Here is a 21,185-nt window from a genome sequence, read left to right as displayed (position 1 = left end):
TTTACTCGGCACTGAGCAGCACAGACATACCAACACGCAGATCAGGGATCGGCGCAGTTGGGCGCAACTCCACCTCGAAGGTGCGCATATCAAAATCATGGCCACTTTCGGTTGAACGCCAAGTCGCAAAGTCGCCCATCACGCTAATATGGGAGACGGTGAACTCCACGGTTTTATCTAGCGCGGGAATGGTTAATGGCAGCTTGTCGCCCTTTTTAAAACGTTTTAGCTGATCTTCACGCACTTGGAATACCGCCCAAGCGTCCTGCATGTCGATAAGGCTTACCACTGGGAAGCCGCTCGGGGCTAGCTCCCCCGCTTGCAACAATACTTCGCTGATTTCCCCAGACTTAGGTGCGCGCATTTGGCTGTCGGCCATAATGGCGCTGACTTCTTTCACCGCCCCTTCAGCCATGCGAGCATTACCCGCCGCTGCGGCTTTGGTTTCGACCCGCGCGCCTTCTTCGGCCATTTGATACATGGCTAATGCGGCTTGTTCTGTGTACTTGGCCGCTTGCCACTGGGTAAAGGCTTCATCGCGTTTTTGTCTTGCCGCGACTCCTTCGTTGAAGAGATTTTCCACTCGGGTATAAGTGGTTTTCGCCAGCGTTGCCGCCGCTTGCGCCTTGAGCCATTGTTCCTTAGCCGCCATCACCTCTTGGGTGCGGGCGCCGTTATTCGCCTCCTGTTGCAACGCCTTAGCCGCATCTCGGCCGCCTTCGGCCTGCATCAACTTGGCATCCAATTCAGGACTATGAATGGCAAATAATAAATCACCTTCGCTGACGCTATCGCCACGGCGCACAAGCACTTGCTCTACCCGCCCAGGTACTTTGGAGGATACGTTATATTCACGGGCTTCAATTTGCCCCTGCAACAAGCTCGGCTGCGGGCTATAAGCCAGTTTGAGCCCATAGGCTAAGATAAGGCCTAATGCGACCAACGCCGTTAGGGCAAGGATTCTGTTAGCGCGCATTGATAGTCTCCTGCGATTGAGCGCCTGTGGCACTGCGACCGATAAATTCATCTAATTGACCACTGATGGCCATTAATCTGGCATAGGCTTGCACATAGCGATAACTGGCACCGAGCTGCTGGGTTTTAACAGCGCTCAGTTTTAATTCGGCATCGACCCTGTCGATAGAAGTCGAAAGCCCTTGGTTAAAGGCGATTTCCCTTAAACGCAGGTTTTCGCTGGCCAGTTCGAGTGAGGTATTCAATGCCTTAACCTCTTCCTCGGCCTGCAATAACTGGCGATAGCTTTGGTCGAGCAACAAACTTAAGTCTTGGCGCGTCTGCGCCTTAGTGTAACGGGCTTGCAGCAAGGCACTCTTAGCCGCTTCCACTTTACCGCTGCGGCCATCGCGGCTCAGCAAGGGCACTTTTACACCGACACCGACCATCCAGTCCGGCTCCACCTTAGAAAATAAGCTGTCATCTTCGTATAAGGTGTAATTACCAAAGAGGAAAACCGTTGGGTGGTATTTGCCTTTCTCTAAGGAAACCAAGCCATTTGCCTGCGCCTCTTTAGCCTCGAGCAGTTTAAGTGCGGGATGTTGGCTCAGGGTCACTTGGGTCAAATCCCCCAATGAAGGCGCCTGTGGCAACACAAATAATGGCGAGTTAGTGCTGACATCACTCAGCTGCAACATGCGCGATAGGGCGATAACGGCCATTTCATGTTGACGGCGGGCGCTGCCTAAATTGACCTTAGCGTTGTCTAAGGCAACTTGAGCATTCAGGCGCTCAACCTTAGCGATTTGCCCTTCGCGCTCCAGCGCTAGCGCGTGGTCAACGTGCTTAGTTAAGGAGGCCACCAGCTCGGTTTGGGTGCTGACGAGGGATTGAGTCACGTCGACGGCATAATAACGATCAACTAACTGAGTGAATAAGTCGCGGGTCGCTAACTGTAATTCCTGTTGCTTCTCGGCCACCATGGCCGCATGAATGCCTTGAGCCGCGGTGATCTGGCCGCCGGTATAAATCGGCCACATCGCCTGTAAGCTGGCGCGAAAAATATCTTGCTCGGTAAAGGGCGTGACAAATAATGAACCCGGAATACTCGCCAAAGCACCGCCGAGTGCGGGTGGCAAGGTCGCAGGGTCAAGCGAGGCTAAGGGATTGAGATCCCTTAAATCTAATTCGATTGGTTTTTCGAGGTGGGTATAACTGCCATTCAGGCTGAGGGACGGCAGATTTAAACTTTCGCCAGCCTCTTGCTCACCCTTGGCGCGATTCACCTCTTGGGATTGGGCCTGGAGTTTATCGCTTACCTTAAGCACTTGCTGCCAAGCCTCAGTAAAGCTACTGGGCTGGGCATTGGCCGCTAACGGCAATAGCGAGGGCAAAGGCAATAAACACAGCCATGCCAAACGTGATAGTTTCATTAACACCTCTAGAGTAGTTACTCTAATTTCCTTTGCGAATGATAACATCCATCATGGAAGGCGGCTAGAACCCACCGCCTTAAGTGCTGCCTAGACAGTAAACAAGCGGGTTACGCCGTACCCCCAACGGTTAAACGGTCAAGTTTGAGGGTCGGTTGACCGACACCCACAGGCACGCTTTGACCATCTTTACCACACACACCAACGCCCTTATCTAGGGCCATGTCGTTGCCCACCATAGAAATTTGGCTCATGGCTTCTGGGCCATTACCAATCAGGGTAGCGCCCTTAATCGCTTGAGTCACTTCACCATTTTCAATCAGATAGGCTTCAGACGCGGAGAACACGAACTTGCCCGAGGTGATATCCACCTGACCGCCGCCAAAGTTAGGCGCATAAATGCCCTTCTTCACTGACTTGATGATCTCGCTCGGATCAGACTCGCCCGCCGTCATATAAGTGTTGGTCATGCGAGGCATAGGCAGATGCGCATAGGATTCACGGCGACCATTACCCGTCGGTGCCACGCCCATCAGGCGCGCATTTAATTTATCCTGCATATAGCCTTTAAGAATACCGTCTTCGATTAACACGGTTCTCTGGGCTTGTACGCCTTCATCGTCGATGCTCAGTGAGCCACGGCGATTCGCAAGCGTACCATCGTCCACCACAGTCACGAGCTTCGAAGCCACTTGCTCGCCGATCATGCCACTAAAGGCGCTGCTGCCCTTGCGGTTAAAGTCACCTTCTAGACCATGACCCACGGCCTCGTGCAGCAATACGCCCGGCCAACCATTACCGAGCACCACAGGCATCTCTCCGGCTGGCGCATCGATGGCATTGAGGTTGACTTGCGCCTGACGCACCGCTTCGCGGGCGAAGGCAAAGCACATAGGTAAACCGGTTTCATCCGTCATCATAAACACGCTGTAATCGTGACGACCACCGCCACCGGCGCTACCACGCTCACGCTTGCCATTTTCTTCTAAAATAACGCTGCAATTAAAGCGCACTAACGGGCGAATATCCGCGGCCAAGGTACCGTCACTAGCGGCAACCAGAATTTCTTCATGCACACCCGCGAGGCTAATCACCACTTGGATTATGCGGCTGTCGAGGCTACGGATATAGGCATCGGCCTCTTTCAGCAGGTTGATTTTTTTCACTTCTTCCATGGCGGCGATAGGATCGAGACTATCGTACAGCGCCAAGGCTTGTTGACGTTTGAAAGCCTGCACCTTGGCCTGCTCACCCGCCCCAGCAATACCACGCGCCGCCTCGGCCGCTGCGCTTAATGCTGCTGGCGTAATATCATCTGCATAGGCAAAACCGGTTTTCTCGCCGCTGATGGCACGCACACCGACACCTCGTTCGATATGGAAGCTACCATCTTTAATAATGCCATCTTCAAGCACCCAAGATTCGTGGCGACTGCCTTGGAAATAGAGATCGGAAAAATCGACTTTATGTTGATGTATGGTGTTTAAATAACTCTGTAACCCATCTAGGGCTAAGCCACCCTTTAATAAACTTTGCTCTACTTGTGCTAAAAAAGGCATCGCGGTTCTCTCTGAAAGCTTGGCTAAAATTGGCAACTCACTCATTTTTAAACAACTTAAATTCGCTGTGAGTCTATTTCATCTTAATCTGTTGAAGGCTTAATCTGTTCAAGGCTTGATCTGTTCAAGGCTTAAGGTTCGGTGCAGTAAAGCGATTATGTTGCGCCACGGGCATTTTACTGCGAATGCTGTGCACCTCGGCCACATCGATATCGGCATGCACCCAACCTGTACCGGTTTTCTGCTCGGCAATCACCTCGCCCCAAGGGCATATTGCCATGCTCTGCCCCCAGGTCTCGCGGCTGCCTTCGTTATGGGCGCCCCATTGGGCGGCGGCCAAAATAAAGCATTGGGTTTCAATGGCTCTGGCCTGTAATAACACCTGCCAATGGGCTTCTCCCGTGACCTTAGTAAAGGCCGAAGGCACGGTAATGATCTCGGCTCCCGCGAGGCGCAGCGCCCTGAATAAATCCGGAAAGCGTAAATCATAACAGATGGTCAAGCCAATTTTGCCAAAAGGGGTGTCGATGACACTGATATGATTGCCGGGGCAGAAGGTTTCACTCTCACGGTATTGCTTAGTGCCGTCGGCGACATCCACGTCAAACAGATGCAGTTTATCGTATTGCCCTAAGGTATCACCTTTATCATCAAACAGATAACAACGGCTGTAGACGCGTCCATCCTCCGCCAGCGCGGGGATGGTTCCCGCCACCATATACACGCAGTAACGGGCGGCTAAGGCACTTAAGGCGGATTTTAGCGGGCTAAGATAACTGTCGCCCGCATAGGCGAGTTGTTGACTCTCATGGCCACCAAACAGCAGGCTACATTCTGGTAACACCACTAAATGCGGGGCATCTTTGTCCCATTGCAGGCGCTCACGGGTTAATTCCTCAAGCTGCGATTCGATAAACAACAGATTCGCGCTGACGTCGCGACTGCTCTGACATTGCAACAGGCTGATGCGCATGACTATCTCCTTGAATTGTGTTTATCGACAATGCCACCTTGGGGCTCACAGGCTTAGGCTGTTCGGGTTCGACTTGGGGCGGCTCAGCAGGCTCTACCTTAGGGAGCGTTGGCGCTTGGGGTAATGCGTCTTCCTCGACCGCTTTTGCTGGTTTCTCTTTAGGTTTATCAGCATCTGGCGCAGGCTGCTCATTGTTTTTTTCAGGCTCGACGGACGGCGTAGCGTCTTTCTTAGTCGGGGCACTATTCTTGATTGGCGCCGCATCGGCCTTAGGCTCAACGCCCTCGGTTGGTGCAGGCAATTCGCCACCCACCATAGGCAGAATCGACTCGGGGATCTCAATCTCTTTACTCTTACGCTCGAGTTCTTCCACTACAGGATCGGACATAGTGCCTGTGACTCGGAAGCGAATTTCCGAAATCACCTCAATCACAGGTTCGAGCACTTTGGTCAGCGCAAATGCACCAAGCCCCAACGTCCACGCACTGGTACTGAGCAGTACCACGGTCGGCACACTCGACGCCAATTGCGGCACAAAACGGATATCGTAATTTAAGCTTTCGCTGGTGAGATCCGTATAGCCGCGCACCTTCATATTGCCCGCAATCGCATCCATTTCGGTATCCGTGGTTTTAACCACGCCATTATCGATTTGCAGATTGCCGCTAAAAGAGTTGAAGTACATGCCCTGGCCGAACACGTCACTGAAATCTAAGGATAACTTACGTACTAAGGAGTCGAGACTGAACAGAGAGAATATCCGCGCGCCCTTATCGCTCACTTGGGATAAATGCCCCTTACCCAGCTCAAACTTCACTTTGCCGTTTAAGGTATTGAGGGAGAAAGCATAGGGCGCACCTTGCCACTTAAGCTCGGCATTCACCTTCAAAGGCGCCTCATTCACACCTGGGTCGATGCCCAATTGCTGACTCAAATAATTAAACTGACTGGCGTTTAAGCTCACCGTTAATTGTGTTTGGTTTTGACCATTCTGCTGCTGCCAAATGCCGTTGCCCTGTAAGGACACCTCTGGCGTCGTTAACGATAGGGTCTGAATACGATAGCCCAAAGGTTGCGGGCTCGCCTGCAAGACCAGCTTCCCGAATGCTTTGTCGAAGAAGCGAAAATCTTCCACATTCACGGCAACCGGCGGTAAATTAGTGAGCACCTGATCCGCGGCGAAATCGGCTTCCCCTTCGGGTTTTACTTCGGGGGAGAAATAAAACTTACTGGCGTTAACTTTTAATCCTTGGGCCATCCAGTTGGGATAAAAATCGATCCAGCCTTCAAACTCGCTGGCCTTGGCATCGAAGCGCCAGCCATGTTCGTTAGGCTTAGCGCTCAATCTAAGCTCGGTCAGCCCTTGGCCTAATAAATCAAACTTGCCGATATTGGCATCGATCCCAACCACCGAGGGGAACAAAGCCGAGTGGCTCGCCTCTTCCACTAAAATACCGGTGCGGGTGGGCTTGTTGTCTGTGCCGACAAAGGCATTAATTACAGGTAACCAATTGGCGAGCTTGCCGCTGGTTACATCAATCTTGATATGCCCAAGCTCGGTATTAGGCACCTCGGCCGCATCGAAGAGTCGACCCAGTAACAAGTCAAAATAGCTGAATTGAGTGCCCTTTTCGGCCTCGAAGCCACCAATAAACTCGGCCTGTTTATCCAGTTTTACCCTTAGCGTTGCCGTCTGCTGATCGCCAGAAAACTCCGCCATTAAGGGTCTAGGTTCATCTTCGGGTTTGGCAAAGGCGCCCGGCAATTTCAAGGTGACACCTACGAGATCTGAGCCGACATTGGCTTGAATTTGATAGCCTTGATCGTCGAACACCATATTCAAGTTACCACCCCAAGCGAATTTACCTTGGTAAAAATCACTCAAGGGATTTTGCAACTCTTGTGGTAAACGGCTGAGATCCCAACGGCTCTTCATATCCACATTGAGCGCAAAATCTTTGCCCTCGGGTTTAGTGGCAAAACTAAATTCGAAGGGCTGCTCAAATAGGCGGGATTTGATGCCTTTGCCTTCAACAATCTCATTTGCAAACTGCACTGTGCCCGTCACGGCCTTGAGCTGTAACCCGGGCTGGGCAATAAATACGGGCGTATTATCAAACGCAATTTGACCACGGATATCCTCGGCCTCACCCTCGTACAATGGGATACTGATATCTAAATTCCCCGTCACCGCGCCCTGCACTTGCACGACACTTAAGGTCTTGCCCACAGTATCGGCGAGCGGTGATGCCTGTAGCACTTGGGTGGCGGCGCTACCATTGGTGGCGAGATCGGCCTGAATTTTTAACAGCGAATGCTCGCCTAATTCGGGGATAAATACATGGGCGCCATCGGCCACCACATTCATCAATTTGCCTTGGTTAACCCAGATATCCATGCGAGCATTTTCAAACAAGGCATCGAGGGAAAGCTCAGTCACCGCAGGCCAATCGGGTTGAAATTGGTACTCGGCGTTGTCTAAGGTAAAGGCCGCTTGGAAGACCCCACTATTATCCTCAAAGGGAAAATGCGCTAGGGCGCCCTGCCATAACACTTGGGCATTTTGACTCTGACCCGCCTTGATAGCACCATCTAAATACTCCACCAACGCCTCGCCCATGGCTTTGACGGGGAAGTATCTGTCTGCATTGGCGGCATTTTTAACGGCCACATTGGCGGCGAGTGACATGCTGGCTTCGGCGCTAAAATCCAGTTTTAGGGCGGCAGACACGCCAATATCGTCGTTTTCGAACAGTACTTCAGGCACAGATAAGGTCGCCCTTTGGGTATCGAAGGCGCCCGTTAACTCTGCACCATGCAGCACTAAAGGCGCTGAAAACTGATCGCCAAAATCGAGGGTATAGGTCTGCTCTGGCAGCGAAAACACTAAGCTGTCATTCTGCCACTGCAATGCTAAATCTAATGGATTGGTGTTAGGTATGCCTTCAACTTTCTGCCAATGCAATTGCTTGATATGTGTACTGGCGAGCAAGGGTTGCTTAGCGCTTTGATAGAGACGGATCGGCCCAACACTGCCTTCGGGCGCGAGATGGAACCATTGCTCAAGTACGGCTAAATCGACACCCGGAAATAATGGTAAGAGTGGAAATAAGGTCGGTAAATCCAAGCGACTCACATAGGCATAAAAGGCATCATCTTGCTGCTTGGCCGCGAGCTTAAGATCGGGCCAATGTTCACCGTTAGTAACAAAGTTAAGATCGGTGCTGCTGATTTCCCAGCCCGTGTCCTTGGGAACCCAACTAATACTGCCGGACTGGATTTCAAACTTTTGCGGTGCATCTTCCATCGACCACTGCAACCAACTGGGTTCAAACTGCACCTGTCCAGCGCTTAAACTGCGGTGGGCAAAATCAAACCACGCCTTAAGATTGACTACCCCTTCTAAAGGTAACTTTTGGCTAGGATCATAGGGATTAGGTTGGCGTGATGCCCATTCCCCTAAATCTAAGGACTGGGCGGCCAGATAGATTTGACCTTTCAGGGTATCTGGCGCAGTTGCGTCGCCCTGAATATCGAGCTGCAAACTGAGGGACTCATTTACCGAAGCATTGTTATCGAGGTAAATTTCCCCTGCACCACGGTGGCGCTCGCCACTATTACGCCAGTTAAGGTGGCGAATATGGATGGGTCGATATTCATGCTGCAAGCTCAACAGTTGCACCGAGGCATCCGTCAGCGAGAAACGTTCGAGCTGCTTTAACAGTAGCTTATACAGCCAATCGGTTTGCGCCGTTTGATTGGCCGCGCCCGGCGCCTTATTACCCGATAATTTATCGATATCGAGGGCAATATGAACGCCATCGAAATTCACATCTTCGATGCGCGGGCTGGTCGTTAGCAGCGATTGCCAAAAATCCAATTTAATTTGGACGTTCTTGACCAGCACGGTAACGGGGAGTTTTTCCTGCAGTGGGATCACCAGATTATCGACCGTCACGGCTGGGCCAAAGGCCTGCCACTGGGCGGATAACTCACCGACCTGCACATCAATTTGATATTCGCTTTTTACATACTCAACTAACTGCTGACGCACACCGTCTACTTGGGGCAATAATCCGCGGATCAAGCTTACCGTCAGGGCAAACAAGACTAAGATCAGCGCCAGTAATTGCCAGCAAAAACGGCTGAGTTTTTTCGCAGTAAAAAGCGTTGCCACTACATCATCACCACGTCGTATTTGTGCTGGGAATACATGGGCTCATTTTGCAGGCGAATGCGTTTGCCGATGTAGACCTCAAGCTCGGCGACCAGATGACTTTCATCGCCACTTAAGCTGTTATATACAGCGGGCGAGCAGTAAAGCAAAAACTCATCGGCATCATAGGCTCGATTCAAGCGAATGATTTCACGGAAGATTTCATAAGAAACCGTTTCAACCGTTTTCATGCTGCCCGTGCTCTGACAGGCAGGACATTCGCCGCACAGCACGTGCTCCAAGCTTTCGCGAGTGCGCTTACGGGTCATTTCGACTAACCCAAGCCCCGAGAAGCCACTGACATTCGTCTTGACTCTGTCCTTGGCAAGCGCGCTATTTAAGCTATTGAGTACCCGCGTTTTATGCTCGTCGCTCAGCATATCGATAAAGTCGATAATGATGATGCCACCGAGGTTACGTAGCCTCAATTGCCGCGCAATCGCTTGGGTTGCTTCGAGGTTAGTGTTGAAGATGGTTTCTTCAAGATTACGGTGGCCCACAAAGGCACCGGTGTTGATATCGACCGTGGTCATGGCCTCGGTCTGATCGATAATCAGATAGCCACCCGATTTGAGCTCGACCTTGCGACCTAGGGCGCGCTGGATTTCATTCTCCACATCGTAGAGATCAAAAATTGGTGCAGGCCCAGAATAGTGCTCAATCTTGTCGGCAATTTCCGGCATAAACTCTTGGGCGAAGGCTTGCAGCTCGGCAAAGGTGCGGCGCGAATCGACTTGAATTCTATCTAATTCGGTTCCGACAAAGTCGCGCACAATGCGCACTGGCAGGGCGAGATCTTGATACAAGAGTGCCACGCCACGGCGCTGACGCCGCTCGGAGACCTTAGACCATACACGGCGCAGAAAGGCCGCATCCTGGGCAAGTTCATCCTCACCTACGCCTTCGGCGGCGGTGCGGATAATAAAGCCGCCGTCTTCATCGACGAAAGGCAGAGTGATTTTCTTAAGACGACTGCGCTCTTCTTCCTGCTCAATCCGCTGAGATACCCCAACATGGCTTGATCCTGGCATAAACACCAGATAACGGGAAGGCAGAGTGATATCTGTGGTTAGGCGCGCACCTTTAGTGCCGAGCGGATCTTTTACCACCTGCACCATAATATCTTGCCCTTGGCGAACCAACTCGGCGATATCACGGACCACAAAATGGCCTTTTTCCACATCGGCCACGCATTCGGTGTGCGGCACTATGTCGGAGGCATGTAAAAACGCGGCTTTATCTAAGCCAATATCCACAAAGGCGGCTTGCATGCCGGGCAACACACGGCTGATTTTGCCCTTGTAAATATTGCCCACCAGACCGCGCTTCATGCGCCTCTCGATATGGACTTCTTGCAGCACGCCATGCTCAACCAGAGCCACACGTGCCTCAGATGGGGTTACGTTAATCAGTAATTCTGAACCCATCTTGCGCTGAACTTTATTCGGATTTAAGCGACCGGTATTCACGACTCACCCCATTAGGGAAATTAAATTAATCTCAGTATGTTTTAAGCCTGAAAACCAATATCACAGATGTTTGTCTTGCGGATACTCAACTAAGGCCTAATATTGCTCCCGTTAGCGAGCCGCTCAATCCTCCGATTAGCGTATTCCCGCCTCAGATAACAGCTCACGGGTCTCCACTAAGGGCAAGCCCACGACGCAGGAGTAACTCCCTTCAATAGATTCGACAAAACAACCGCCCAAACCTTGGATCCCATAGCTGCCAGCCTTATCCATTGGCTCCTTTGAGGCAACGTAGGCATCGATATCTGCGTCCGACAGTGCGCAAAAACGCACTAAGGTTTCGACTAAACGCACTGAGGTATGCTCTGCCTTGGCTAAGGCGACTGCCGTCATCACAGTGTGCGCCTTACCCGAAAGTGCCCGCAGTACCCGCTTGGCATCGGCCTCATCAACAGGCTTACCTAATATTTCGTTTTCAAGCACCACGATAGTATCAGAACCTAATACAGCAGGCTGTGACATGCCTGAGCATAATGCAAGCCCTGCTTGGGCTTTTTCGGCCGCGAGGCGCTGTACATAGTCGCGTGGTAACTCAGCTACCCTTGGGGTTTCGTCGATATCCGGCGCCACTTGGGTAAAACAAAACTCGGCGCGACCCAAACCAATATGAGTCAACAACTCTTTACGGCGCGGCGAGGTTGAGGCTAAGACTAAATTCACGACTAACGCACCTTATAATGACGTCGAATTCGACGCAAAATCCAAAAAATCCACGGCCAAAATACTAGGCCCGATAATGCGGGTAAAAACAGATCCGTATGGAACTTAGCGCCATCCATCACAAACTCGACCCAATAGATAATCAGGTGATAGATAACGATCAGCACCATCACCACCAGCGCCTGTTGCCACTTAGGGAAGTTACGCAAACGTTGGCAGTGCAAAATCGCCATATAAATCACTAATGACATGGCGAGCGAGCGCACACCTAAGGTGGCGCCAAGCAGAATATCGAGGGCCAATCCCATCAGCCAAGCCGTGAGAATGTTATATCTGTGGGGCAGCGCAATTGACCAATAAATTAGGATCATCAATAGCCAGTCAGGACGCCAAGCTTCGACAATCGAAGGCAGCGGCATAATCTGACTTAACAGCCCGACAAATAGGGTCAGCCATACCACGAGTCTGCCATTTGCAGCTTGTAAACTCATTAGTGCACCTCGGCTGGCGGTTGAGTGGTAGCAGCGTTCGATGCACCATTGGCATTGCTTGGCGCCGCAGCGGCGTTCGGCGCTGTCGTATTAGGTGCAGTGCTATTAGGTGCTGCGTTACTAGGCACGGTCGCATTAACAGCGCCTTGAGGATTAGCATTGCCCGCATCGGGTTTAGCTTCTTCCGCAGGATGATCCGCGGCTGGCACAGGGATTTGATTCGGCAAAGTCACGCCAGAATCTGGGGATGGCCAAATCAACAGCAGATAACGAATCCTATCGAGCGCCGCTAACGGCTGAGCCGTGACACGCGCATAACTCTGACCGTCTTCGGTTAAGACTTCCATGACCCGCGCCACCGGATAACCTTCGGGGAAGCGATTACCAAGACCTGAGGTCACTAACAAGTCGCCAACGCGAATATCGGTACTCTTGGCCACATGGCGTAGTTCAATCTCATCGAGCTCACCAGTACCGTTAGCCACTAAACGCACATCGTTACGGGTAATTCGCACGGGTAAACCGTGGGATACATCGGAGAGCAAGAGCACACGGCTGGTCATCTCACTGACCTGTACAACCTGGCCGACAACGCCCTGGGCATCCACTACGGGTTGACCAACAAATACCCCACTGCGCGAACCGTGGTTCAGCACCACATAATGGTGGGAAGGATCGCTGGCCACCTCCATCACTTCGGCCACCATTTTGCGGGAATCCTGATAGGCAGGCGACCCCAATAGGGCGCGTAAACGCTCGTTTTCCTGACGCAGATGCTCGAAGCGCTGCAGACGCTCACTCATTAATAATTGTTGCCTTAACAGCTCTTTATTTTGCAATGCCAACATATTGCGGGTAGCAAAACTCTCCGATGACCAATCGAGGATCGCACTGGGCACACTCGCAAGGTATTGGATGGGGCTTAAGGCGGATGAAAGGGATTCACGGGCAGGATCGAGACGGTGATTTGCGGCGAGCAAAATCACCGACAGGATAATTGCCAGTGTTAAACGGAACTGGTTCGAAATACCACGAACAAAAATAGGCTTCATAGGAAAGCTAAGGCGGTGATTAACCGCCCCATACCGAAGTTAGATTAAGTTTCTTCGGAGAACAGATCGCCGCCGTGCATATCAATCATTTCGAGGGCTTTACCACCACCACGCGCTACGCAGGTCAGAGGATCGTCCGCCACCATGACTGGAATTCCAGTTTCTTGCATCAATAAACGGTCTAAATCACGCAGTAAGGCACCACCACCGGTTAATACCATGCCGCGCTCAGAGATATCAGACGCTAATTCTGGTGGCGATTGCTCTAATGCCACCATGACGGCACTCACAATGCCAGACAATGGCTCTTGCAGTGCTTCTAAAATTTCGTTGCTGTTCAGCGTGAAGCTACGAGGTACACCTTCGGCCAAGTTACGACCACGGACTTCAATCTCTAATACTTCATCACCTGGGTAAGCAGTACCGATAGTGTGCTTGATGCGCTCAGCCGTTGCTTCACCAATCAAGCTGCCGTAGTTACGACGTACATAGTTGATGATGGCATCATCAAACTTGTCACCGCCGATACGTACAGAAGAGGAATACACCACACCATTCAAGGAGATAATTGCGACTTCAGTAGTACCACCACCGATGTCCACAACCATAGAACCTGTGGCTTCAGATACAGGTAAACCCGCACCAATTGCTGCGGCCATTGGCTCTTCAATCAAATAGACCTCACGGGCACCAGCGCCCATGGCTGACTCGCGAATCGCACGGCGTTCAACTTGGGTTGCGCCAACAGGAACACAGACTAAAACACGTGGGCTTGGACGAAAAAAGCTGTTGTTATGCACTTGTTTAATAAAGTGCTGCAACATTTTCTCAGTCACATAAAAGTCGGCAATCACACCGTCTTTCATTGGACGGATTGCTTGGATATTGCCAGGGGTACGGCCTAACATTTGTTTGGCTTCTGTACCGACAGCGGCAACAGACTTCTGACCAGAACTACTACGTTCACCACGTATAGCAACAACAGAAGGCTCATTGAGGACTATGCCTTCATCACGAACATAAATTAAGGTGTTAGCTGTACCCAAATCGATCGATAGATCATTAGAAAAAATGCCACGCAGCTTCTTGAACATGTAACTAGCCTGTATTCTGTGGAGTCAGAAGAAAAGAAAAATCAGCTAACTTTATCAATGCCACCCTGATTCCACAAGACCGTTGAGGTTAACAATCGCTAATGGAGTGATTTTTTTTCAAATGTGCCGCTCAAAAACACTATTTAATCGAAAAAAGCGCTTTATTGATGAAAAATCCAACAGTTAAAAACCACTCTCAATACAAGTTCGCAACATTAGTAAAACCTGTTTCTTGCATTTTTCCTCTGTATCACACTTTGCAACGTCGCCTCAAAAAACCATCGCCTCATGATCAATCACCAAAGCAGAAACCCAATTCAGCAAAATCAAATTGAAAACCGCTTTAATTGACCTCTCGCCAGTAGATGATTCTGTCATGGCCACGGTAACGACCAAAAAACGCACTCGCGCGGGGATCGGATAAGCTGGTTGGGGAGACCCCATTCCAGTTCCAATACCATTCTAACCAGGTCGGCACATCTAAAGGCGCGGTGACTTGGCCGCGATATAAGTTGCCACTCGAGGTGAGCGCTCGCCACAGCAAATCAAATTGTCCCGCTTGAAAAGCCGATGAAGCGCCGGAGCGATTAATGCTCTGCCCTGTTATCAAATCCGGGTCAAAGTGATAGCCTAAGGCTGCATTATCCACCTGCGACCCAAGGCCATAGGTTGCAATCGTACAGCTATCATCGCCATTTAATGCCCAATTAGCCCCATTCCAATATTCGGCTCGGGTCGGCATCTTGAGGATTTCGGTCTCTGGACCATAGGTATTGTCCATCACCACTCGACCATGGCGCAGGATCTGTGTGGTGATTTTCTTGGCATTACAGTTGGTACAATTACCCGTGGTTGCCGCATCCATATCGGGCGAGGCCACATAGCTGTAAAGCCCATTTGGCCGAGGATCGTTATCCATCAACTGTACGCCAATATCAAGCAGCTCGAAGGGACCATCTTGATAGAGATTCGTCGCCACATTCGGGGTTACTCGGTTTAAATAAGCGCGGTAAGCGCCATCGACCGTCGCCACACCTTGAACCCAACTCGCCGCATTGACGGGCAAGGCACTTAAGCGACTCTGTAAGTCGATACCATTGTTATTGTTTTCGCCCACCAATTTCGCGGTCGCGAGGGAGAATGGTGGGAAATAGTTCTGCGTCACAGCGCCACCGACATTTAAGGCTTTGAGGCTCATCGACATCGGGAAGGGTTGATCCATATAGCTAAAACTGCCGCAGGCGGGTAAGACGGAAATATCGCCCACTAAAAATCTGTCGGGCACAAAGCGGCCAATATTAGTTGAATAGCCAATCGGAATATTTAAGCTGCTGGCCGCCCCGAGATAATTTGGGCTCGCCTGCGCCGCGATTTGGAACACCCCAACTTCGCTAATCGTTTGATTAGTGATGCTATTAAGGTTATTGGCTTGGATAGCATGACTATAGGATGCCACACCTAATGTGCCATCATGGCCACCGCTGGCAATGTTTGGCGCAACAACCTTACTGGTTAGTTTCATGGCTTGGTCGCTAAAGTTAGGCGTAGATGCGTTGCCCGAACAAAAGTCCGTATCGCCGTCCTTTTCCCAGGCCATAGCTTGGACCGTCATACCGAAATTCTGCCCCGCTTTACGGTAGGCATTACAGCTCATATCTGCACTTGGGCAACTGGCGCTGGCGTCCACGGGTTTGACGCACAACCCCGCAGGCACACTGACAAATTGGTCCGAGCCCGTCATCACTAAGCCTTGCTCGTTGCCACTGCCGATATATTGGGCGTCGAGTTGTAATTTGCCCGCATCGGGGTAATTCACTGAAATGCTTGCCTGTCCGTTAGTATCAAACACCAGATTCAACGCCGTTGGCGAGGCGTTTGAACTGCCAATGGCTGTATTGTTGATGGTGACGGCTTTTGGCGAGATAGGGGCACTCGGGGTGTGATAACTACTCCAGAAATTCAAGGTCTTAGTCTGGCTTTGGAAGCTTGGAACACACTGCTGAGTCACATCGGATTTTTTCACCGCTTTGACTAACACTTGCTCGGGGCGATTTGCACGCTTATCGGGCACATCGAAGACAAAACCACTGTCGGCGAAGGTAAGTGAACAGTTGTTTTCACTCAGGCCCCCATTCCCAATACGGCAAAGGGTTTTACTTAAAGGCTTGGTTGTCGGGCTCGAACCTTTCACCCCCAAGGTCACAACGCCAGGGGTATTACGTCTTAGCTGCAATTGGGTACTGCCATTGCTAAAACTCACCTGATTGCCGCCAATCCAGATGCCTTCGGAGGCGGATTCGGGTAACAAGGTCGCCGCTAAAGGATCGGTAAAAAGCTGGCTACAACTGGCGTTGGCGCAGGCTCGAATCGTTACCGTTTCGGGATTACAGGTTAATCCCTGCCCCGTATGGTCAAACTCAAAATGATCGATTTGTGCGCCAACGGGATTTGACCTCAAGGCACAAATTTGAACGTTATCAATTTCATGATTGTTATTCGAGCCCCCGGTTGACCCAGTGAGCGACAACAAGAAATCACTCGGCGTCGCCGCTTGGTCCGTTTGTGCGATGGCATTAAAAGCAGGAATTAAGGTGACAAATCCCGACCCCGTATTACGCTCAATCTTCACCATCGACTGACCGGAAACCTGCGAGTCGATAGTGATTTTATAGCGGTGAGCAGGCGAGACATTGTTGCCATCGACCGTGGGAGATAAACAGTTACCACTGGTATTGCTGGTGCCGTTATTACAAGTTCCCCGCAAATAGCGGTATCCAGAGGTGCCAGCACCAGAACCACGCACCGCAACCGACTGACGGCGCTGGCCGATATTGTAGCTACCACCTTCGCCGGAGAAGTTACCAAATTCATCGATCCCGATACCCAACCAACCACCAGCAAAACCATTGATGCCGGGTTTAAAGCCATAGCCTAAAGGCCCACCAAAGGCGCCTGGCTGTGGCGTGATAGCAGCATCTGATAACACCAGCGCGATACCATCGGCGCCATTGCCACCATAGGCATAGTGATCAAATTGGATCTCAACTAAGTTATTGGCGGCGGGGAATAATCTTTGATAGGTCGAGGCTGTGGATTGATTCGATTTTGCCTCGGTTAAGCGCATACGACCGCTGACAATGACAGGAGTAAAAGAACCGCTACTACGAGATACTACCCAGTCGTTACTTAAGGCACTCTGGGAGAAGTTATCGGTAAAACACTGGAGCGGTGGCTGGCCATCATTAATTTTGCCATTAGAATTGATTTCTAAATAACGACTCGTCACACGACCATTAATGATAGCGTCATTATTTACAGCAATTTTATTATCACTATAAACCCGCCCATTTAACAATGTTGTCCCAGTTAAGCTGACATCGCCATAGGCAATAATTAATGCTGATGCGCTATTTGCCTCATTAAACTTCGCACCATTTAATCCAAATGATTGCAGAGTAAATATTCTGACATTACCCTGCAAAACCACTTTAGCGTTCTGATTTAACGTAAAGTTTCGGATCCAGTAATCCCCTTCGGGTAATACGAGTGTTGCCCCACTTCCCAGTTCGATCGAGTTAAATCGATACTCATTTTGGCTTGCCGATAATGTGAGAGAGCAAGCTGAATAAAGTGCGATGCTACTAAACTGATTTTGCCCATTCGCACCTAGGGTGAGTTGTTCTCCAGTATTACAAGAACCCACTCCACCACCGTTACCATTACTAGATAAAAACGCATTATTCCCTGTTAAATTTAAACCGCGAATATCCGAGTAATCGATAGTGCATTTACGAACGCCACCAAAACCATCGTCACAACTACTGTTTGAAAGCCCGCTGCCATCATTACTTGAGCAATAATCCAGTCTGCCGCCACCCGTGCCATTAATAATGCCGCTGTTATTGATCTTAAGCTGTGGAGAGGAGATCTGGTGGCACACATTCGAGTTATCCCCATGGTGCCCCTGCGCAACATTAGGGAAAATGGCACTCTGATCAACATAATCAAACGCATAGGTTGCGCCTGACACACCCAACAGCGCGCCAGAGAGCACAATCCGATATAACCAGTTAATTGCCACGGGCTTCTACCTCTACTTGACGGCTTACACGGGTATCACCACTCTCGCATATCGCTTTGCTATTAATGCGGAACTGAGTGACTGTGCCGACCGCATAGGATGTACAACTTAAACTCACGCTACAGGCATGGAAACCTACTACATTGGGCGGCGTCCAGGAGTTTGCAACACTGGTACAGGTCGCCGTCGCATTGGCGGGGGCGTTTAATGGGAATAATTGCGCCAGCGCCGCATCGGCACCACTGTTCGCCGCCGCTAAGGCGCGAGTCCCCCACACTTCTTGAGTTAATCCGGTATCGGCATCTTCGACTATGTTGATTAGGGCGGCGGCCAATAAAAACATCACGGTAATAACAAAAATACCGATGACCAAGGCGCTACCACCTTGGCGATGAGCCGCACACTGACGATATTCTGAGCGCGAGAGGCTAAATAAGTTAGGGGACATTAATCACCTGCACTTGATGTCGATATTGGAATGTCTCGCCGTTGACATTAAATCGCGGTTGTAAATGCACCATCGCATTATTGACTAGACTCGATGGCGTTAAGATCAGCGGTAAATCGGCGTTATTACTCAACTCATTGGCCACATCCTGGGCCATTAGCACACCCGAACTCATATCCGTAGGCGTTGGCTGGCTGGCATTCAACCCATAGCCAGTATAACGCTTAAGAGTTAAATCATTGCTTGATGGCGCTTTTTCAAAACAATAACTCACAGGACTCGAACCAAAATAGATCCTTTGCCGCGGGGACGCTTCAGCAAATCTCGTATTGGCCGTAAAGGTTAAAGTCACTTGGTTCGCGGCACTGCTAATGCTGTTAATCTGCGCGCGCTTTAGCTTAGTGCTGTCATACACATCACGGTCGGTTAAGGGGTAAACCCACACATACTGGTTAGCCGCAATCTTGCTGGTCACATTATCTAAAATCACAGTTCCAGTGAGAGCTGCGGCACTCGGCGCAATCGGCATAGCTAAATAAGTGGTACTCGCCTCAATAGGAACAAATTCAACACATTGATAGGTTAAGCCATTACTATTGAGCCGCACACTGTTAGGCACGGCACTGCGCAGCTCACGGGTCATACGCTCCACAGCAAAACGACTCTGGCTTAGCACTTGGTCAACCGAACTAGACTCCACAAAAATCCGCGTGCCGAAAATAATAAAGCTACTCACGCCCACCACCAGAATGCCTAAGATAAGGATCACAGTGACCATTTCGACTAAGGTAAAACCCAGTGCTGAACGTGGCATACGCGTGCTGGAGAAAGCGCCCATTAGTAATTGCTCCTCACCAGATTGTAAGTGATCACTTCGTTATCTGGGGTAGTCACATTAATGGTCACTAACTTGGTATTGGGTGCTGTTCCATAGGCGACAGAGACACTTAATTGATAGTTCGGGTACGCCTGCGCATAAGTTTGGCTGGAATTGAGCATAGTGGCGTTTTGAGTTAAGCCGTGATAGTCATCCACATCGTTAAAATCGTTACGCCCCTCGCCCGCCTCTGGCCCTAATACGGCCGAGCAACTACTGCCTAATGGACTCCCGCAAGCTGGCACACCACCATTGGCATTGGTATTTTGGTCGTATATTTTGCCCCAAATCTCATTCATCACCGAGTGGGCAAGCTCGGCACTCTTGACTCGATGTAAGGTCTTGGCGGCGCGGTCCGCTTGCGGAAATAACATGCTACTGAGCATTACGATAGCGATGGCTATGACTAACATGCCAACCACTAACTCAATTAAGGTAAACCCCTGTTGTGGTTTAGCTTTTGAAGATATTTTTACTGAGGTACTGATTGAAAACAGCGGAGGATTAATTCGCATAAATATAGCCCTCGCTGGAGATATTAATCGCCACAGTGTCATTGGCGATCACATTGATACATGGCCCATTACACGCAAGCGATGCTCGACCATTGATATCAAAATCAAGGTAAAAGCTCTTGGCATTGTTACTGATAAGCACTAACTGCGCGCCACCTTGAAAAGCTTGACTGGATAAAGGGTTAGGAGACAATGGCGAGCCCGTACAACCAGTGCTATCGCGACTGGCAAACTGACTCACTTGGTAACCCGTCGCCGACACGACAACGCGGTAACATCTATCGGTATTATTCAGGGCTTTTTGCTGAACCTGGCGCAGCTCGGCCATAAATTCATTGCGCAAACTAAAGGCGCTGTAGGATGACTGGCTAAATAAGCGCGGCAGTACCGTCACCGATAGAATCCCAATCAGGATAATAGTGGTCACGAGTTCGACTAAGGTAAACCCAAACTGTCTGCCGCTGGAAAATCTACGCATTGTCCGCTTTGCCGTGATGCTAGGTTCTAGGTTCTAGGTTCTAGGTTCTAGGTTCTAGGTTCTAGGTTCTAGGTTCTAGGTTCTAGGTTCTAGGTTCAGTTTCTGCCAACTTGATTCGTAAGGCAAATATTTCGCCTAAACAAAAGAAATAATTAGCAAATTCATTTTATTACAGCCAACATTTCCATAAATTGCTGACCTAAAAAAAAGGCCTGCTAGGCAGGCCTTTTTCCGTAATTTAAATTAACAGCCATTATCTGTAAGAGTAATCGTTGGCAAAGCACCTGCGCTAGCTGCTGCAGTGTAAACAATCTTACAGCTTGCTTCAGAACCAGCTGTAGTTACATCAGCAGGAGCGCCACGTTGCCAGATAGTAGCAGTGCTACCAGAAACATTAATAACCCAATCATTTGAGCCAGTTGCAGTTGGTGAAGTACCCGCATCAAATTTAACGTCCATTCCAGCTTCTAAAGCCGCTTTAGTCGCATCCATATAACCATAAACAATAGCAACGTCGTCGGTGGCTGATGCTGATGTACCAGCAATATCTAATGTATAAGTTGCTTCTTTCTCTTTACCTGCTAATGCTGCTTTTGAATAAACTAGACTATTTGCACCTTGAATAGCCCCCTTCATCCCTTGAATTGCAGATGCACGAGCATCTGACTGCAAATTAATAAACTTAGGTGCCGCTGTGACAGCAAGAATACCTAAGATAATGATCACAACGACTAATTCGATTAAGGTAAAACCTTGTTGTCTTTTCATATAAAACTACCCTTCTTTGAGAACCAAGTAACTTAGTCAGTTAAAAATAAACTACTT

At 50.1% G+C, this 21,185-nt stretch carries 16 protein-coding genes; all 16 read right to left on the bottom strand.

Translation table 11 applies throughout. From position 1 onward, the window contains the following. Window position 1: 1 nt before the first annotated feature. Window positions 2-976, bottom strand: a complete 975-nt coding sequence (locus B5P39_RS00505; RefSeq protein WP_055648022.1) for an HlyD family secretion protein — start codon at window positions 974-976, stop codon at window positions 2-4. Beyond that, entirely contained in the window at window positions 966-2,387 is a 1,422-nt protein-coding gene (locus tag B5P39_RS00500; protein WP_039978447.1) for a TolC family protein, read from the bottom strand. Before B5P39_RS00500 ends, B5P39_RS00505 begins: the two co-directional genes overlap by 11 nt. A gap of 110 nt (window positions 2,388-2,497) precedes the next feature. Beyond that, window positions 2,498-3,946: a metalloprotease TldD gene (gene tldD / locus B5P39_RS00495; RefSeq protein WP_088210389.1), complete on the bottom strand. Its 1,449-nt coding sequence runs from the start codon at window positions 3,944-3,946 to the stop codon at window positions 2,498-2,500. A 124-nt stretch (window positions 3,947-4,070) separates the two neighbouring features. Next, window positions 4,071-4,919, bottom strand: a complete 849-nt coding sequence (locus B5P39_RS00490; RefSeq protein ID WP_088210050.1) for a carbon-nitrogen hydrolase family protein — start codon at window positions 4,917-4,919, stop codon at window positions 4,071-4,073. Continuing rightward, the gene (locus B5P39_RS00485) at window positions 4,843-9,096 is read right to left on the bottom strand and encodes a YhdP family protein (protein ID WP_088210049.1); all 4,254 of its coding nucleotides are present in this window, start codon (window positions 9,094-9,096) and stop codon (window positions 4,843-4,845) included. Before B5P39_RS00485 ends, B5P39_RS00490 begins: the two co-directional genes overlap by 77 nt. Next, the gene (gene rng / locus B5P39_RS00480; RefSeq protein WP_049764552.1) at window positions 9,096-10,562 is read right to left on the bottom strand and encodes a ribonuclease G; all 1,467 of its coding nucleotides are present in this window, start codon (window positions 10,560-10,562) and stop codon (window positions 9,096-9,098) included. The genes B5P39_RS00485 and rng overlap by 1 nt, the downstream gene beginning before the upstream one ends. Before the next feature lie 177 nt (window positions 10,563-10,739). Next, window positions 10,740-11,324, bottom strand: a complete 585-nt coding sequence (locus B5P39_RS00475) for a Maf family protein (protein ID WP_088210048.1) — start codon at window positions 11,322-11,324, stop codon at window positions 10,740-10,742. Between the two features lie 2 nt (window positions 11,325-11,326). Beyond that, window positions 11,327-11,815, bottom strand: a complete 489-nt coding sequence (mreD, locus tag B5P39_RS00470; protein ID WP_011718418.1) for a rod shape-determining protein MreD — start codon at window positions 11,813-11,815, stop codon at window positions 11,327-11,329. After that, window positions 11,815-12,867, bottom strand: a complete 1,053-nt coding sequence (gene mreC / locus B5P39_RS00465) for a rod shape-determining protein MreC (protein ID WP_088210047.1) — start codon at window positions 12,865-12,867, stop codon at window positions 11,815-11,817. The genes mreD and mreC overlap by 1 nt, the downstream gene beginning before the upstream one ends. Before the next feature lie 44 nt (window positions 12,868-12,911). Continuing rightward, window positions 12,912-13,961: a rod shape-determining protein gene (locus B5P39_RS00460; RefSeq protein ID WP_011624203.1), complete on the bottom strand. Its 1,050-nt coding sequence runs from the start codon at window positions 13,959-13,961 to the stop codon at window positions 12,912-12,914. 343 nt (window positions 13,962-14,304) lie between these two features. Next, entirely contained in the window at window positions 14,305-18,042 is a 3,738-nt protein-coding gene (locus B5P39_RS00455) for a DUF6701 domain-containing protein (protein WP_088210046.1), read from the bottom strand. Then, window positions 18,032-18,490 (bottom strand): MSHA biogenesis protein MshP, encoded by a 459-nt coding sequence (locus B5P39_RS00450; protein ID WP_088210045.1) that lies wholly within the window; start codon window positions 18,488-18,490, stop codon window positions 18,032-18,034. The genes B5P39_RS00455 and B5P39_RS00450 overlap by 11 nt, the downstream gene beginning before the upstream one ends. Beyond that, a complete protein-coding gene (locus tag B5P39_RS00445) occupies window positions 18,480-19,328 on the bottom strand; it encodes a PilW family protein (RefSeq protein WP_088210044.1) in 849 nt (282 codons plus the stop codon). The genes B5P39_RS00450 and B5P39_RS00445 overlap by 11 nt, the downstream gene beginning before the upstream one ends. Further along, window positions 19,328-19,882 (bottom strand): prepilin-type N-terminal cleavage/methylation domain-containing protein, encoded by a 555-nt coding sequence (locus B5P39_RS00440; RefSeq protein ID WP_088210043.1) that lies wholly within the window; start codon window positions 19,880-19,882, stop codon window positions 19,328-19,330. The genes B5P39_RS00445 and B5P39_RS00440 overlap by 1 nt, the downstream gene beginning before the upstream one ends. Beyond that, window positions 19,872-20,360 carry a prepilin-type N-terminal cleavage/methylation domain-containing protein gene (locus B5P39_RS00435; protein WP_088210042.1) on the bottom strand — a complete coding sequence of 163 codons (489 nt, stop codon included), beginning with the start codon at window positions 20,358-20,360 and terminating at the stop codon, window positions 19,872-19,874. The genes B5P39_RS00440 and B5P39_RS00435 overlap by 11 nt, the downstream gene beginning before the upstream one ends. A 243-nt stretch (window positions 20,361-20,603) precedes the next feature. Beyond that, a complete protein-coding gene (locus tag B5P39_RS00430; RefSeq protein WP_088210041.1) occupies window positions 20,604-21,128 on the bottom strand; it encodes a type II secretion system protein in 525 nt (174 codons plus the stop codon). Window positions 21,129-21,185: the final 57 nt, after the last annotated feature.

The sequence above is a fragment of the Shewanella sp. Shew256 genome, from assembly GCF_002196695.1.
Classification (GTDB): Bacteria; Pseudomonadota; Gammaproteobacteria; order Enterobacterales; family Shewanellaceae; genus Shewanella; species Shewanella mangrovisoli.
The sequence above is the reverse complement of the archived record's forward strand: the minus strand, read 5'-3'. Positions and strand labels throughout refer to the sequence as shown.

What these genes read in the sequence shown, in the direction of transcription:
- B5P39_RS00505 (WP_055648022.1), bottom strand. Translation starts at nt 976, where the DNA reads ATGCGCGCTAACAGAATCCTTGCCCTAACGGCGTTGGTCGCATTAGGC.
- B5P39_RS00500 (WP_039978447.1), bottom strand. Translation starts at nt 2,387, where the DNA reads ATGAAACTATCACGTTTGGCATGGCTGTGTTTATTGCCTTTGCCCTCG.
- tldD (WP_088210389.1), bottom strand. Translation starts at nt 3,946, where the DNA reads ATGCCTTTTTTAGCACAAGTAGAGCAAAGTTTATTAAAGGGTGGCTTA.
- B5P39_RS00490 (WP_088210050.1), bottom strand. Translation starts at nt 4,919, where the DNA reads ATGCGCATCAGCCTGTTGCAATGTCAGAGCAGTCGCGACGTCAGCGCG.
- rng (WP_049764552.1), bottom strand. Translation starts at nt 10,562, where the DNA reads ATGGGTTCAGAATTACTGATTAACGTAACCCCATCTGAGGCACGTGTG.
- mreD (WP_011718418.1), bottom strand. Translation starts at nt 11,815, where the DNA reads ATGAGTTTACAAGCTGCAAATGGCAGACTCGTGGTATGGCTGACCCTA.
- mreC (WP_088210047.1), bottom strand. Translation starts at nt 12,867, where the DNA reads ATGAAGCCTATTTTTGTTCGTGGTATTTCGAACCAGTTCCGTTTAACA.
- B5P39_RS00460 (WP_011624203.1), bottom strand. Translation starts at nt 13,961, where the DNA reads ATGTTCAAGAAGCTGCGTGGCATTTTTTCTAATGATCTATCGATCGAT.
- B5P39_RS00450 (WP_088210045.1), bottom strand. Translation starts at nt 18,490, where the DNA reads ATGTCCCCTAACTTATTTAGCCTCTCGCGCTCAGAATATCGTCAGTGT.
- B5P39_RS00445 (WP_088210044.1), bottom strand. Translation starts at nt 19,328, where the DNA reads ATGGGCGCTTTCTCCAGCACGCGTATGCCACGTTCAGCACTGGGTTTT.
- B5P39_RS00440 (WP_088210043.1), bottom strand. Translation starts at nt 19,882, where the DNA reads ATGCGAATTAATCCTCCGCTGTTTTCAATCAGTACCTCAGTAAAAATA.
- B5P39_RS00435 (WP_088210042.1), bottom strand. Translation starts at nt 20,360, where the DNA reads ATGCGTAGATTTTCCAGCGGCAGACAGTTTGGGTTTACCTTAGTCGAA.
- B5P39_RS00430 (WP_088210041.1), bottom strand. Translation starts at nt 21,128, where the DNA reads ATGAAAAGACAACAAGGTTTTACCTTAATCGAATTAGTCGTTGTGATC.